We start from the raw sequence: 13,983 nt of genomic DNA, 5'->3' as shown, positions 1-13,983 counted from the left end.
GATAAATATGACGGCTTTGCGTCTCGTCCGAAGCCGTTGCGCCACAGGAGCCGGCAGCTAGTTCATGTTATCCTAACGTTGCTCCGGTACCGCGCCGGAGTGTCGGTCATTGATATGAATGACAAGACGAGCGAAGCAGGGCTACATTAATATCCCTATTGGAAACCATGCATCTTGTTGCCAAATCCACCGCGCCCAGAAATGCGATACTCGGGCTGCTCCTGTTGTTGCTGCCGTCGATCATGGCGGCCGCTCCCGCACCCTCAAATGTCTCCGGGAAGATCGACCGCATCCTGGTCATTGTCAATGACGACGTGATCACTGAAACCGAACTGGCGAATCGTCTCTTGGAAACCAAAAAACAACTCACTCTCGAAAAAATCAAAACACCTCCGGACGACATACTCCGGAAACAATTGCTCGACCGGATGGTGCTGGAGCGCCTGCAGCTCCAGCTCGCCGTGCAGACCGGGATTCGTGTAGGCGAATCCGATGTGGATCAGGCGATTGAAACCATCGCCCGGCGCAATAACTTGAGTGAAGAAAATTTCCTCAAGGCCCTGGCGAAGAGCGGCATGGATGTCGACGCGTTCCGTGCCCAAACCCGCGACCAGTTGACCATCCAGCATCTGCTCGAACGCGAGATTAGTAACCGCGTTAACGTGACCGATAGCGAGGTCAGCCACTTTTTGGAAAATCCGCAGAGCCGGGCGGACATGGATGTTAACTACAATCTTTCGCACATCCTGATCGGCATACCCGAATCGGCCTCGCCCGAGGCAATTCAGGCAGCAAAAAAGCGCGCCGATGATATCCTGCGTCAGTTGAAAGCGGGGGCCGATTTCGAGCAAATCGCCGTCAGCTATTCCCAGGGGGCGGACGCCCTCAAGGGTGGCAGTCTCGGCTGGAAAAAACCGGGCGAGCTGCCCGAACTGTTTCTGAGCGCGCTCAGCAGCTTATCACCAGGCGGCATCAGCGAAATTCTCCGCAGCCCCAATGGATTCCATATCCTGAAGCTGAACGACAAGCGCGGCGCGGCGCAGGCCGAGGCCGTGACCCAGACTCATGTGCGTCACATTCTGCTGCGGACGAGCGAAATCCAGTCACTGGAGGACGCCCGCCAAAAGCTGCTCAACCTGCGCGAGCGCGTCGAGAACGGCGATGATTTCGCGGCGCTGGCGCGCGCGCATTCCGAAGATACCGGCTCGGCCGCCAACGGCGGAGATCTCGGCTGGGTCAATCCCGGCATGATGGTGCCGGAGTTTGAAAAAGCCATGAACTTGCTCATGCCGAACCAGCTGAGCCAGCCGGTACGCACGTCATTCGGACTGCATCTCATCCAGGTGCTCGACCGGCGCACCCACGATATTACCCAGGAACGTATGGAGGCCGCTGCCCGACAGCAAATCCACGCGCGCAAGGCCGATGAACGCTACGAGCAATGGGCACGGCAATTGCGCGACGAAGCTTTCGTGGAATACCTCGTGAGTGAGGAATAAGGGGTGAGGAGTAAAGAGCACAAGGAATTATCGAACACGCCCCACGCCCCACGCCCCTCGCCCCACGCTCCCGTCATCGCCCTCACCCCCGGCGAGCCTGCTGGTATCGGGCCGGATATTGCCGTACGTCTCGTCCAGCAAGCGCCGGCCTATGCACTGGTTCTGATCGCCGATCCCGCCATACTGGAAGCGCGGGCACAACAACTGCACCTGACATTCGTCACGCGCCAATGGAAGGGACGCGATGCCGCGGGTCCAGGCGTTTACGTGCTGCCGGCAAAGGCGAAACATCCCGTCAAACCCGGCCAACTGGATGTCGCCAACGCTTCCTACGTGATCGAAACACTGAGAACCGCCGTCGCCGGCTGCCTGCGCGGCGAGTTCGACGCACTCGTCACCGGGCCGGTGCACAAGGGCATCATCAACGACGCGGGTATCGCCTTCACCGGCCACACCGAATTAATCGCCGCGCAGAGCGGCGCGGCACAGCCGGTGATGATGCTCGCCTGCCCCGGTCTGCGTGTGGCATTAACCACGATTCATCTTCCGCTCGCGGCGGTGCCGGGCGCGATCACGCGCCAGCGGTTGACTGCAGTGCTCGAAGTGCTGCACAACGATCTGAAGCAGAAGTTCGGCATCGCCGACCCGCGTATTCTGGTCTGCGGCCTAAACCCCCATGCCGGCGAATCCGGGCATCTGGGACGCGAGGAAATCGAAGTGATCGAACCAGTGCTCGAGGACTTGTCAGCGCGAGGGATGCGCCTGCGCGGTCCGGTACCCGCGGACACCGCCTTCATCCCGGCGCAGCTCGCGGACACGGACGCGGTACTCGCCATGTATCACGATCAGGGCCTGCCGGTGCCGAAGCACCACGACTTCACCCATGCCGTGAACATCACGCTCGGCCTGCCGTTCGTGCGCACCTCGGTGGACCACGGCACGGCACTGGAACTCGCCGGCACCGGACGTGCCGACTCCACGAGCCTGAATGCCGCGATCGAGACGGCGCTGACGCTTGCAAGCAAAAAACAATAGACAGGATTCACAAGAATCTTCAGGATTTACAGGACTTTTTGATAAAGTTTTTGATTTAATCCTGTTAATCCTGCTTAATTCTGTAAATCCCGTGAAATTTTCGTTTGCATGAGTTCCCCTCATCCCAAGAAGCGCTTCGGCCAGCATTTCCTGCACGATCGGAATGTCGTTGGGCGTATCGTCGCGGCACTGGCGCCGCAGGCCGGCGACCATGTGGTCGAGATCGGTCCGGGCACGGGCGCGCTGACGCGCGAACTGCTAGCGCGCGTGACGCATCTCGACGCCGTGGAACTCGACCGCGATCTGATTGCGCACCTCGAATCCGACTTCTCGCGCGAGCAGCTGACACTGCACCAGGGCGATGCGCTGAAATTCGACTTCTGTGGGCTCGCGCCTGTCGGCAACCAGTTGCGAGTGGTCGGCAATCTGCCATACAACATTTCCACGCCACTCCTGTTTCATCTGCTGGATCAGTCCGGATGCATCAAGGACATGCTGTTCATGCTGCAGAAGGAAGTGGTGGAGCGGCTGCGCGCGGCGCCGGGCGGAAAGGATTACGGGCGCCTCTCGGTCATGATTCAGTACCGCTGCGCCGTGGAGAAACTCTTTGTCGTCGCGCCCGGCGCCTTCACGCCGCCACCGAAGGTGGATTCCGCCGTCGTGCGACTCGTGCCGCATACCACCCCGCCCGTGCCGGTCGACGACCCCGCACGGTTTGCGCTGCTGGTACGCGCGGCCTTCGCCAGCCGCCGCAAAACCCTGCGCAATAACCTGAGGGGATTGCTGAGCGTGGAGGACATGCTCGCCCTGGGTATTGACCCGGTCCGGCGCGCCGAAACGCTCTCGCTCGCCGAATTCGCTTCACTCAGCAACGCGGGACCGAGATGATCACTTTATGGAATTTTTCGCCATCTCCGACAAGCGAATTGATATGGAGGCGCGTGGCAAGCAGTTTAAGCAACGCTGTGGTTATGCCGTTTTTTCCAATTCCACCATTTTTTTTTCAATCCATTCTTCCGCCTGTTTAATGATCGCCTCCGCCGTCTGGCCGCGGGGGTCGATTACCGGGCCGATAACGACGCGCACGGTGCCGGGGCGCTTGAGGAAACCGCGTCGCAGCCAGAACGAACCGGCGTTGTGCGCCACCGGCACCACCGGGTAACCGGTCTCGGCCGCCAGCACCGCGCCGCCCATGGCGTAGCGCTTGCGCGTACCGGGCGCCACGCGCGTACCCTCGGGAAACACCACCACCCAGATGCCGGACTGCAAGCGTTCGCGCCCCTGTTCGATAACCTGCTCGATCGCTTTGCGGCCCGCGCTACGGTCGATCGCAATCGGCCGCAGCAGCGCCAGCGCCCAGCCGAATAGGGGAATCCACAGCAATTCCCGCTTCAGCACCCACGTCTGCGGCAAAAAGATTCCCTGGAAGGCGATCGTCTCCCAGGCCGACTGGTGTTTCGACAGAATGATCGCCGCGCCACCGGGCAGATGCTCGCGTCCTTCCACCCGGTAATCGAGCCGGCACAAATGCTTCAGCACGATCAACTGGAATCGCGCCCAGGCGCTGATCAGACGATAGCGGAGCGCAAACGGCAGAACAACGGTCGGCAGCATGAGCGGGGCGTAGACCGCCGCCGACAGCAACATCACGACATTAAACAGGAGAGAACGGAGCAGGACCAAGTCAGTTAGCGGGCAGTTTGCCGGAGAGGAGATTATCGGTGAACGCCGCCAGATCCTCGAACACCGGAACGTCCGCCAGCACCTTGCTTTTCTTCTGGGTGCGCTTGCCCTTGCCGCTGCGCACCAGCACCGGGCGTGCCGAAACCAGACGCGCCACGATAATATCCCGCTCGCTATCCCCCACCGAATAAACGCCGCTCAGGTTCACCTTGAGCCGTTCGGTGACTTCCTGGTACAGGCCGGGCTGCGGTTTGCGGCAACGGCAGTTGTCCTCGGGCCGGTGGGGACAGAAGAAAATGGCGTCGATCTCGCCGCCCTTGGCGCGCACCGCCTCGAGCATCTTGGAGTGAATGCGCCCGAGCATGTTCATGTCGAACAGCCCACGGCCTACGCCGGACTGGTTGGTGACGACCACGACCTTGTAGCCCTCGCGGTGCAGGCGCGCGATCGCCTCGAGGCTACCGGGAATCGGCACCCACTCCTCGGGCGACTTGATGTATTCGTCCGAGTCGTGATTGATGACACCGTCGCGGTCGAGGATGACGAGCTTCATGTGTCGCGGAACTCCGAGACGCGGATGCGGCCGTTGATCATGCGCGATTCGCGGCTTTCCACTTTCTTCATTTTGTCCCAAAACGCCTGGCGCAGATCGAAATCGGCGGCGATGGCCGTGCCGAGAATCAGGATGAAAAGATCGGCGCATTCCTCGGCCAGATGCTCTTTCGATTTTCCCTTGGTCACGCAGGCCGATATTTCGCCGAGCTCTTCGGTCATCAATGCCACGCGATAGGCCAGTTCCTCGCCACCGGTTTCGCGGAAACGGTGCTTGTCGTGAAACGACTGTACTGTCGCAAGCATGTCCTGGTAGGAATCCTTGTTGACGCGCTCCTTTCCTGGAGCGCGCCCTGCGGGCGCCCTTCGTGCGCCCAATTTCGTTCCAGACGAAATTGTCATACTTCCTCCTCAGCTTTGCAGCCGCGAAATATCCGCAACGTTCAAAAACAGGTTGCCGAGCCGATTGAGCAAGGCCAGGCGATTATCGCGCACGGCAACGTCATCCACCATTACCATCACCTTGTCGAAAAACTCATCCACCGCCGGGCGCAGCCCGGCCAGGCGTTTGAGCGCCTCGGTATAATTACCCGCCTTGAAAAGCGGCGCCACCTGCGCTTCCAACGTCTGTATCGCCTCGGAAAGTTTGCGTTCCGCCGGCTCGGCCAAGCGCCCGGTGTCCACTTTGTCGGAGGGTGTCCCGCCGGCTTGACGCAGGATATTACGGATGCGTTTGTTGGCCGCGGCCAGCGCCTGCCCCTCGGGCAGCGCGCGGAATTCCTTGAGCGCCTTCAGGCGCGGCAGCACCTGATCCAGACGCGTGGGCGCGAGCGACACCACGGCGTCGATCTCGTCCGGCTCGAAACCCTTTTCTTTCAAATAAGGCTTCAGGCGTTCGAGCATGAAGCCATGCAAATCCTGCACGACGGTGTCGGCAATAACGCCATTCGGAAACTGGCTGCGCGCGCTGGCCAGCAGGTCTTTCACATCGAGCGCCAGCGATTTTTCCACCAGGATGCGCACCACGCCCTGCGCCGCGCGTCGCAGGCCGAAGGGGTCTTTCTCGCCGGTCGGCACCAGGCCGATACCGTAGATGCCGACCAGGGTGTCGAGCTTGTCCGCCAGCGCCACGCACACGGCGATCGGATGCTTCGGGAGCTCGCCGCCCGCGGAGCGCGGCCAATAATGCTGCTCGACCGCATCCGCCACCACCGTGGGCTCGTGGTCGTATTTGGCGTAGTAACGCCCCATGATGCCCTGCAATTCCGGGAACTCACCCACCATTTCGGTGAGCAGATCAGCCTTGCACAATTGCGCCGCGCGTTCGGCATGCGCCCGATCGGCCTTGAGCAATTGCGCGATCTTGCCCGAGAGTTTTTCCAACCGCTGCACGCGCTCGAGCTGGCTGCCGAGCTTGTTGTGGTAGACGACATTACCCAGCCGCGGCAAGCGGTCGGCAAGCCTCTGTTTGCGGTCCTGATCGTAGAAAAACCGGGCGTCCGACAGCCGCGCGCGCAACACACGTTCGTTTCCGTGAATGATCTCTTTCGGGTTGGCGGCCTTCATGTTGCTCACGAAAAGAAAACGCGACAGCAACTTTCCATCTTTATCAGCGACCGGAAAATATTTCTGGTGTTGCTGCATGCTGATGATGAGGCATTCCTGCGGCACCTCGAGAAACGCCTTGTCGAAGCCGCCGGCGAGCACCACGGGATATTCGACAAGGCTGGTGACTTCGTCTATGAGATCCGCCGTCTTGCCCAAATTCCAGTTGGCGCCCGGGGTGATCTCCCTGGCTTCCGCGTCCAGCGCCTTGGCGATCGCCTCACGCCGCGTTTCAAAAGAAACCAATACCTTGCCCGATTGTTTCAGGATTTTTTCGTAATCTTTTGCCTGGCCGATCGTGATCGGTCCCTGGCTCAGGAAACGGTGACCGTGGGTCTTGTTGCCGCTCTTGAGTCCGAGCACCGTTCCCGGTACGGATTTTTTCCCATGCAGCAGGATCACGCCATGCACCGGTCGCACGAATTGCGCCTCGCCGCTGCCCCAGCGCATGACTTTGGGAATCGGCAATTTCTTGAGTGCCACCTCGACAACGGCCGCGATATGTTGCTTCAGCGGCTCGCCCTTGTGTTTCGAGGAATAGACAAAATACTCGCCCTTGTCGCCGGGACGTCGCGCGAGTTTTGCGACATCCACGCCGCAAGACTTGGCAAATCCCAGCAAGGCGGGCGTCGGATTACCGGCGTCGTCGAGCGCCGTGGCCACCGCCGGCCCCTTGCGCTCGACGATGCGATCCGGCTGCTTGTCCAGCACGTCTGAAATAACGACCGCGAGTCGTCGCGGGGTTGCATATGGACACGACTCGGCAGCGCCGGCCAGAAAATTTTTTTCTTTAAGTCCCTCAAAAATACCCCGGCTGAACGCCTCCATCAGCCGGGCGAGCGCCTTGGGCGGCAACTCCTCAGTAAGCAGTTCAACCAGCAAAGGCGAGGTCATGATTTTTTCGTCTTTATCTGCCTGAGCAGGGGAAAGTTCAGCCGCTCGCGCGAGTCGTAGTAGCTTTGCGCCACCAGGCGCGCGAGGGCGCGCACGCGCCCGATGTAGGCGGCGCGCTCGGTGGTGGAGATGGCGCCGCGGGCATCGAGCAGATTGAACGTGTGCGAGCACTTCATCACCATCTCGAAACCCGGCAACGGCAGGTTCAGCTCCATCAGACGTTTCGCTTCGGATTCGTAATCATTGAACTGCTGAAACAGCCAATTCACGTTCGAGTGCTCGAAGTTGTATTTCGACTGTTCCACCTCGTTCTGGTGATACACATCGCCGTAACTCGTGCCCTGGGTCCACACCAGATCGAAAACATTTTCGACCCCTTGCAGATACATCGCGAGGCGCTCGAGGCCGTAGGTGATTTCGCCCAACACCGGCTTGCACGGCAGCGAGCCGACTTCCTGGAAATAGGTGAATTGCGTGACCTCCATGCCGTCGAGCCACACTTCCCAGCCGAGACCCCAGGCGCCGAGCGTGGGCGATTCCCAGTCATCCTCGACGAAGCGGATATCGTGTTTTTTCGTGTCGATGCCGATGGCGCGCAATGAATCGAGATAGAGTTCCTGGATGTCATCCGGCGATGGCTTGAGCACCACCTGGAACTGGTAGTAGTGCTGCAGCCTGTTGGGGTTCTCGCCGTAGCGGCCGTCCTTCGGACGGCGCGACGGCTGCACATAGGCCGCTTTCCACGGCTCGGGCCCGAGCGCACGCAGGAAAGTAGCGGTGTGAAACGTCCCGGCGCCCATCTCGATATCGTACGGCTCCAGGATGACACAGCCCTGGCGGGCCCAGTACCGGGACAGCGTGAAGATAAGTTCCTGGAAGGTCACGGGCGTATTTTTTTGCGGGGCGTCCGGCTCGTTTGGCCGGATTATACCCTGCCCCGCCCCCGGGTACAGGACGCGGTTCAGGGCCTATTGGCCGGGATGGAAAGATCTTCCACCGGTGGTTTGCCGGTCGCATCGGTCTCCGGCGGTGCGTTTCCGTTTTCGGTCACCGGCGGCTCGTTACGCTCTTCCACCGGCGGCGGCGCGCTTCCATTTTCGGGCATGGGTTCATTCATGTCGCTGCCGTAATCCGGCGGTGGCGCAAAAAGTTCGGGTGTCCGTTCGTACACGGTGTCGACGGCATCGCCCGGGTAGCGTTCCAGAAGCGCGAGAATCTTCCGGGCGCGCTTCTCGAAATAACGCGTGTGGGTAGCCGGATTGTTTTTCACCGGGCTCGGCAGACTGGCGGTGAGTTCCGCCGCCTGCGCCGGGGACAATTGATCGGAGGCGAGCCCCCAGTACGTTTGCGCGGCCGCCTGCACGCCGTAGATGCCGCGCCCGAACTGCGCCACATTGAGGTAGAGCTCGAGGATGCGCCGCTTGTTGAGATTCCGTTCCATGCCCCAGGTGAGGATCAACTCATGCCACTTGCGCAGCGGGTTGCGCGAGGAACTTAGAAACAGGTTCTTCACGGTTTGCTGCGAGACGGTGCTCGCGCCGAGCACCAGGCGGCCCTGGTTCAGGTTGTAATCCATCGCCTCCTTGAAGGCGATCAGATCAAATCCGCTGTGCTGGTAGAAGCGGCTGTCTTCGGCCAGGATCACCGAGCGGATCATGTGTTTCGGGATGGCCGACAAAGGCACAGGTTGCCACCGCAACCGCGGCCAGTCCTTGTGATCGGCCAACTGTTTTTCGTATTCGATTATGAACGCCGACTTGGGCACCGGCCCGGTGGCAAGCTTCTTCCAGTCGGGCCAGGTCACCGCGAGATAAAACAGGTCGAGGACCAGAAGCAACAACAGGATTCGAAACGACCAGCGCAATACTCGCCCGGCGCGCCGCAGAAATCCTTTCAAGCCGCGTTTGCCGCGGCGCCGTTTCCAGAACATACCGATTAAACCATCCCTTCCAAGCCGCCTGGTGACGGCGGTGTCGCTATTTTAGCACCGCCGCCAGGGAGCTTACCCGACCACGTGGCTTTCGTTTCGACGCGCTGGTCACAAAGACCGACAATGGATCAATCGGTTCCCCTTCCCCGGGGTAGACTCCATGCCCGGATTTGGTTAACGTTCCGGCGTGCTTCGGGTCTCGCCTGAATCGCCACGGAGGAAAAAGCCGGTCCCAAGCAGTCCGGCATGACAAAAGGGCCCGCAAGGGCCCTTTTGTTCGCACCCACAGACGCATCATTGACCAAGGCGTGCCCAGAGCCCCTGTTTGGGCTAGTATCTCCCTCCCCGGATTTCCATAACGGTATTCTCCATGTCACCCCAGCAGCCGCTCCCGGCCACTTCGATTACACCCGCACGCGCGGCCCCGGCAATGGGTGCGCCGCGCAAGGCCGTGGCACTGATCTCAGGCGGGCTCGATTCCATGCTCGCCGCCAAGGTCATGCTGGAACAGGGCATCTACGTCGAAGGCATCAACTTCTATACCGGCTTTTGCGTGGAGGGACACACGCATGCGATCCGCAACCACGAGCACGCCAAGCCGAAGCGCAACAACGCCCTGTGGACGGCGGAGCAGCTCGGCATCAAGCTGCACATCATCGAGGTCATCGAGGAGTACAAGGATGTCGTCATCAACCCGAAGCACGGTTACGGCGCCAATCTCAACCCCTGTCTCGACTGCAAGGGCTTCATGGTCCGCAAGGCGCGCGAATGGATGGAAAAGAACGGCTTCGATTTCATCATCACCGGTGAGGTGCTGGGTCAGCGACCGATGTCGCAGCGTCGCGACACCATGCCAGTGGTGGCGCGCGAATCCGGCGCCTTCGACCGGCTGTTGCGGCCGCTGTGCGCCAGACTTCTGCCCGAAACCCTGCCGGAGCGCGAGGGTTGGGTGGATCGTAACAAATTGCTCGATTTCAACGGCCGCAGCCGCAAGCCGCAGATGGCGTTGGCGGCAAAATACGGTCTCACGGATTACGCCCAACCGGCCGGGGGGTGCTGTTTCCTCACCAACGAGCAATATTCGCACAAACTCGAGGACTTATGGTCCACGCGTGGCAGCAAACACTACGAACTCGACGATATCATGCTGCTCAAGGTCGGGCGGCACCTGCGACCGCGCCCGAATTTCAAACTGATCGTCGGTCGCGACGAGGGCGAGAACAATTTTCTCGAGGGCTACCGCAAGCGCTTCGTCCACCTTCATGCCACGAGCCATGAAGGCCCACTGGTACTTATCGACGGAACCGCGAACGAGGACGATCTTGAACTCGCCGCGCGCCTGACTGCGCGTTTCGGCAAAGGCCGCGAGGCCGAATCGGTCACCCTGACCGTGACCGACTTACAGGGGAACAGCCGCGAGCTTAAGGTCGCTCCGCTGCCGGCAACCGAGGTTCCCCCGGAGTGGTATTTATAATGACAAGACGAGCGAAGCGAAGCGGAGTAGGGGTACAGTTATGAGTCATTTCGTACTGGATGCACGCTATCTGCTGTGTCCCATGCCGGTTATACGTACCCAGAACCGCATCGCCGAGCTCGCGCCTGGCGACACGCTCGAGGTGTATGCCACCGATCCCGGCGCTCTGCACGACATACCGTCCTGGTGCCGGGTCCACGGTCACGAGATTGTCTCCGTCACGCATGTCGACAAAGAGGTGTCAATTATTTTGCGGGTCGGGGGGGCGGTATGAGCGCCGCTCATGAAGACGGTCATTTCGACGCCTCGAACGACGCCCGCTACGAGGCTAGCCGGCGGGTCACACTGGTCAGCGTGGTCTGGAACCTGATCCTCACAGTAGCGCAGATCATCTTCGGTTTCGTGGGCCATTCCCAGGCGCTGGTGGCCGATGGCCTGCACACGCTATCCGACTTTGTGACCGATTTCATGGTGCTGTTCGCACTGAAGCACGGGAGAAAAGACGCCGACCAGGAACACCCCTACGGCCACGCGCGCATCGAAACCGCCGTGACCATGATCCTCGGTATCATGCTGGTGGTGGTCGGTGCCGGTATTGCCATCAGCGCCGGCATACGCCTGTCCTCGGCGCAAACTTTCGTGGTCCCCTCCGCCATGACCCTGTGGATCGCCGTCATCACGCTCGGGGCCAAGGAAGGGCTCTACCGGTATACCATGGTCGTGGCCGACCGTTTCGATTCGAACATGTTGCGCGCCAACGCCTGGCACCACCGTTCGGATGCCCTGTCCTCGCTGATCGTGGCAGCCGGCATCGGCGGCAGCCTGCTGGGGTTCGGATACCTCGATTCGGTTGCCGCCCTGATCGTGGCGCTCATGGTGGTGAAGGTCGGCGGTGAACTCGCCTGGCAGTCGCTGCGCGAACTGATTGACACCGGACTGGACGTGGAAGACCTTGAATCCATCCGCCGGGTCATTCTTTCGATCAGCGGCGTGAAGGCGCTGCACCTGCTGCGCACGCGGCGCGTGGGCGAGCAGGCGCTGGCCGATGTGCATATCATCGTAGACGACCATGTGAGCGTCTCCGAGGGGCATCAGATCAGCGAAATGGTACGCGCCGCGCTCGTCAGGGATATCGCGCCCCTGTCCGACGTAATGGTACACATTGACACCGAAGAGGACGTCAACGTCCCCAGCTGCGCCGGATTACCGTTGCGCGATGAACTCCAGAAGCGTCTGGATAACTACTTTCGCGATATCCCCGAGGCGCGGTTGATCGAGCACATGAGACTGCATTATCTGAACGGACGTATCGATATAGAACTGCTGCTTCCTCAGGATGCGATCAGCCCGTCAACCACTGCCCGGAAACTGGCCGAGCAGTTCGCCGCCGCGGTTCGGAATGACCGGGACCTTGGGAAGGTGGACGTGCATTTCCACTGATGCACCATTTCGGTACAATTTAAATTAAACGCACCTTTATGGTGCAATAATATCAGATTTATTTAAGGGTGATCGCATTAAGTATATGATTTATAACAAGTTCGTGACTGGCATAATTCGTGCAAAAATACGCACTCTATTTTCCGCTGCGCAGCAGCAAACATAACGCTTAACGTTTCCCAGGAGGAACTTCGATGTCCGGCGCCGATGTTATCAAGATGATCAAAGACAAGAAGGCCAAGTTCGTTGACTTTCGTTTCACCGACACCAAAGGCAAGGAGCAGCATGTCTCCGTGCCGGCCAGCACCGTGGACGCCGAGCTCTTCGAGCATGGCAAAATGTTCGACGGCTCCTCCATCGCCGGCTGGAAAGGCATCCAGGAGTCCGACATGATCCTGATGCCGGAAGCGGCCACCGCGGTCATGGACCCGTTCATGGAGGAACCAACCCTGATCCTGCGCTGTGACGTCATCGAGCCCAGCACCATGCAGGGTTATGAACGCGACCCGCGTTCACTCGCCAAGCGCGCCCAGGCCTACCTCAAGAGCACGGGCGTGGCTGATACCGCCTTCTTCGGCCCCGAAGCCGAATTCTTCATCTTCGATGACATCCGCTGGGGCGCCGACATCAGCGGCTGCTTCGTGAAGATCGATTCCGAAGAAGCCTCGTGGAACACCGAGAAGGTTTACGAAGGCGGCAATCTGGGCCACCGGCCGACGGTGAAAGGCGGCTACTTCCCGGTACCCCCGGTGGACTCGCAGCAGGACATCCGCTCGGCCATGTGCCTGGCCATGGAAGAAATGGGCCTCAAAATTGAAACCCATCACCACGAAGTGGCGACCGCCGGCCAGAACGAAATCGGCATGCTGTTCGACACCTTGGTGAAGAAGGCCGATGACCTCCAGATCTACAAGTACTGCGTACACAACGTGGCGCATAGCTACGGCAAGACCGCGACCTTCATGCCCAAGCCCCTCGTCGGTGATAACGGTTCCGGCATGCACGTGCACCAGTCGCTGGCGAAAGACGGCAAAAATCTGTTCAGCGGCAACGAGTACGGCGGTTTATCGCAGACCGCGCTCTACTATATCGGTGGCATCATCAAGCACGCACGCGCGCTCAACGCCATCACCAACTCGCTGACCAACTCCTACAAGCGTCTGGTACCGGGCTTCGAAGCGCCGGTCATGCTCGCCTACTCGGCGCGCAACCGTTCCGCCTCGATCCGCATCCCGTACGTGCCGAACCCGAAAGGCCGGCGCATCGAGGTGCGTTTCCCGGATGCCGGCAGTAACCCTTATCTCGCCTTTACCGCCATGATGATGGCGGGCCTCGATGGCATCCAGAACAAGATCCATCCGGGCGAGGCGATGGACAAGGACCTGTATGACCTGGAGCCGGAAGAGGCGAAGAAAATCCCGACCGTGTGCCACTCGCTCGACATGGCGCTCGAGGCGCTCGACAAGGATCGCGCTTTCCTCAAGGCCGGTGGCGTATTCACCGACGACGTGATCGACGCCTATATCGATCTCAAGATGGCGGAAGTCACGCGCCTGCGCATGACCACGCATCCGATCGAGTTCGATATGTATTACAGCGTCTAACGGGGGCACGACACTCGCGGTACTGCCGAACGCCCCCGTGACGGGGGCGTTCGTTTTTGGAAATCTGAACAGTATCGCTTCATGCACCATTTTGGTGCATGATAGAGCTTGAGACATGGGAAGCTGGCAACTTATTTATTTTCAAGGAAATCTGACCGGCATGAAACATGTTTTTTCAGGCCTGAGAACCCCCGACAGGTGGCCCATGCTCACAGGATCCCCTTCACGCATACTCGAAAACCTGACGACGGCGGTGCTGACGTTCGA

13 protein-coding genes are annotated in these 13,983 nt (G+C 60.1%); 7 read left to right on the top strand and 6 right to left on the bottom strand.

Annotation, left to right across the window (positions count from 1 at the left end; all coding sequences use genetic code 11):
* Nucleotides 1–167 precede the first annotated feature (167 nt).
* The 3 genes from WB402_RS08970 (at nt 168) to rsmA (ending at nt 3,422) form a co-directional block, all read left to right on the top strand.
* On the top strand, nt 168–1,499 hold the full coding sequence (locus WB402_RS08970; RefSeq protein WP_424207036.1) for a peptidylprolyl isomerase: 1,332 nt from the start codon (nt 168–170) through the stop codon (nt 1,497–1,499).
* A gap of 75 nt (nt 1,500–1,574) precedes the next feature.
* Nucleotides 1,575–2,534: a 4-hydroxythreonine-4-phosphate dehydrogenase PdxA gene (gene pdxA, locus WB402_RS08965; protein ID WP_424207066.1), complete on the top strand. Its 960-nt coding sequence runs from the start codon at nt 1,575–1,577 to the stop codon at nt 2,532–2,534.
* A gap of 108 nt (nt 2,535–2,642) precedes the next feature.
* The gene (gene rsmA, locus WB402_RS08960) at nt 2,643–3,422 is read left to right on the top strand and encodes a 16S rRNA (adenine(1518)-N(6)/adenine(1519)-N(6))-dimethyltransferase RsmA (protein WP_424207034.1); all 780 of its coding nucleotides are present in this window, start codon (nt 2,643–2,645) and stop codon (nt 3,420–3,422) included.
* Nucleotides 3,423–3,503: 81 nt separating this feature from the next.
* On the opposite strand, the gene WB402_RS08955 is transcribed toward rsmA, so the two are convergent.
* The 6 genes from WB402_RS08955 to mtgA form a co-directional block, all read right to left on the bottom strand.
* Entirely contained in the window at nt 3,504–4,217 is a 714-nt protein-coding gene (locus tag WB402_RS08955; RefSeq protein ID WP_424207032.1) for a lysophospholipid acyltransferase family protein, read from the bottom strand.
* A gap of 1 nt (nt 4,218) precedes the next feature.
* On the bottom strand, nt 4,219–4,770 hold the full coding sequence (gmhB, locus tag WB402_RS08950) for a D-glycero-beta-D-manno-heptose 1,7-bisphosphate 7-phosphatase (protein WP_424207030.1): 552 nt from the start codon (nt 4,768–4,770) through the stop codon (nt 4,219–4,221).
* Nucleotides 4,767–5,171 carry a MazG nucleotide pyrophosphohydrolase domain-containing protein gene (locus WB402_RS08945; RefSeq protein ID WP_424207028.1) on the bottom strand — a complete coding sequence of 135 codons (405 nt, stop codon included), beginning with the start codon at nt 5,169–5,171 and terminating at the stop codon, nt 4,767–4,769. The genes gmhB and WB402_RS08945 overlap by 4 nt, the downstream gene beginning before the upstream one ends.
* Before the next feature lie 9 nt (nt 5,172–5,180).
* On the bottom strand, nt 5,181–7,268 hold the full coding sequence (glyS, locus tag WB402_RS08940) for a glycine--tRNA ligase subunit beta (protein WP_424207026.1): 2,088 nt from the start codon (nt 7,266–7,268) through the stop codon (nt 5,181–5,183).
* Nucleotides 7,265–8,152 (bottom strand): glycine--tRNA ligase subunit alpha, encoded by an 888-nt coding sequence (glyQ, locus tag WB402_RS08935; protein WP_424207024.1) that lies wholly within the window; start codon nt 8,150–8,152, stop codon nt 7,265–7,267. Before glyQ ends, glyS begins: the two co-directional genes overlap by 4 nt.
* Before the next feature lie 77 nt (nt 8,153–8,229).
* On the bottom strand, nt 8,230–9,198 hold the full coding sequence (mtgA, locus tag WB402_RS08930; RefSeq protein WP_424207022.1) for a monofunctional biosynthetic peptidoglycan transglycosylase: 969 nt from the start codon (nt 9,196–9,198) through the stop codon (nt 8,230–8,232).
* A 430-nt stretch (nt 9,199–9,628) separates the two neighbouring features.
* On the opposite strand from mtgA, the gene WB402_RS08925 reads away from it, so the two are divergent.
* From WB402_RS08925 to glnA, 4 genes are all read left to right on the top strand, one after another.
* Nucleotides 9,629–10,672 carry a tRNA (5-methylaminomethyl-2-thiouridylate)-methyltransferase gene (locus WB402_RS08925; protein WP_424207064.1) on the top strand — a complete coding sequence of 348 codons (1,044 nt, stop codon included), beginning with the start codon at nt 9,629–9,631 and terminating at the stop codon, nt 10,670–10,672.
* 40 nt (nt 10,673–10,712) lie between these two features.
* Complete coding sequence (locus tag WB402_RS08920; RefSeq protein WP_424207020.1) at nt 10,713–10,946, top strand: sulfurtransferase TusA family protein; 234 nt, start codon at nt 10,713–10,715, stop codon at nt 10,944–10,946.
* Nucleotides 10,943–12,112 carry a cation diffusion facilitator family transporter gene (locus tag WB402_RS08915; protein WP_424207018.1) on the top strand — a complete coding sequence of 390 codons (1,170 nt, stop codon included), beginning with the start codon at nt 10,943–10,945 and terminating at the stop codon, nt 12,110–12,112. The genes WB402_RS08920 and WB402_RS08915 overlap by 4 nt, the downstream gene beginning before the upstream one ends.
* A 194-nt stretch (nt 12,113–12,306) precedes the next feature.
* The gene (gene glnA / locus WB402_RS08910) at nt 12,307–13,716 is read left to right on the top strand and encodes a glutamate--ammonia ligase (RefSeq protein ID WP_424207016.1); all 1,410 of its coding nucleotides are present in this window, start codon (nt 12,307–12,309) and stop codon (nt 13,714–13,716) included.
* The last annotated feature ends 267 nt before the right edge of the window (nt 13,717–13,983 follow it).

The organism is Sulfuricaulis sp., from assembly GCF_049587675.1.
Lineage (GTDB): Bacteria > Pseudomonadota > Gammaproteobacteria > Acidiferrobacterales > Sulfurifustaceae > Sulfuricaulis.
This window is presented reverse-complemented; position numbering and strand designations above follow the sequence as displayed.

Coding starts and splice junctions, on each gene's coding strand:
- WB402_RS08925 (WP_424207064.1), top strand. CDS start 9,629: ATGGGTGCGCCGCGCAAGGCCGTGGCACTGATCTCAGGCGGGCTCGAT.
- glyS (WP_424207026.1), bottom strand. CDS start 7,268: ATGACCTCGCCTTTGCTGGTTGAACTGCTTACTGAGGAGTTGCCGCCC.
- glnA (WP_424207016.1), top strand. CDS start 12,307: ATGTCCGGCGCCGATGTTATCAAGATGATCAAAGACAAGAAGGCCAAG.
- rsmA (WP_424207034.1), top strand. CDS start 2,643: ATGAGTTCCCCTCATCCCAAGAAGCGCTTCGGCCAGCATTTCCTGCAC.
- WB402_RS08915 (WP_424207018.1), top strand. CDS start 10,943: ATGAGCGCCGCTCATGAAGACGGTCATTTCGACGCCTCGAACGACGCC.
- WB402_RS08970 (WP_424207036.1), top strand. CDS start 168: ATGCATCTTGTTGCCAAATCCACCGCGCCCAGAAATGCGATACTCGGG.
- mtgA (WP_424207022.1), bottom strand. CDS start 9,198: ATGTTCTGGAAACGGCGCCGCGGCAAACGCGGCTTGAAAGGATTTCTG.
- WB402_RS08920 (WP_424207020.1), top strand. CDS start 10,713: ATGAGTCATTTCGTACTGGATGCACGCTATCTGCTGTGTCCCATGCCG.
- WB402_RS08945 (WP_424207028.1), bottom strand. CDS start 5,171: ATGACAATTTCGTCTGGAACGAAATTGGGCGCACGAAGGGCGCCCGCA.
- gmhB (WP_424207030.1), bottom strand. CDS start 4,770: ATGAAGCTCGTCATCCTCGACCGCGACGGTGTCATCAATCACGACTCG.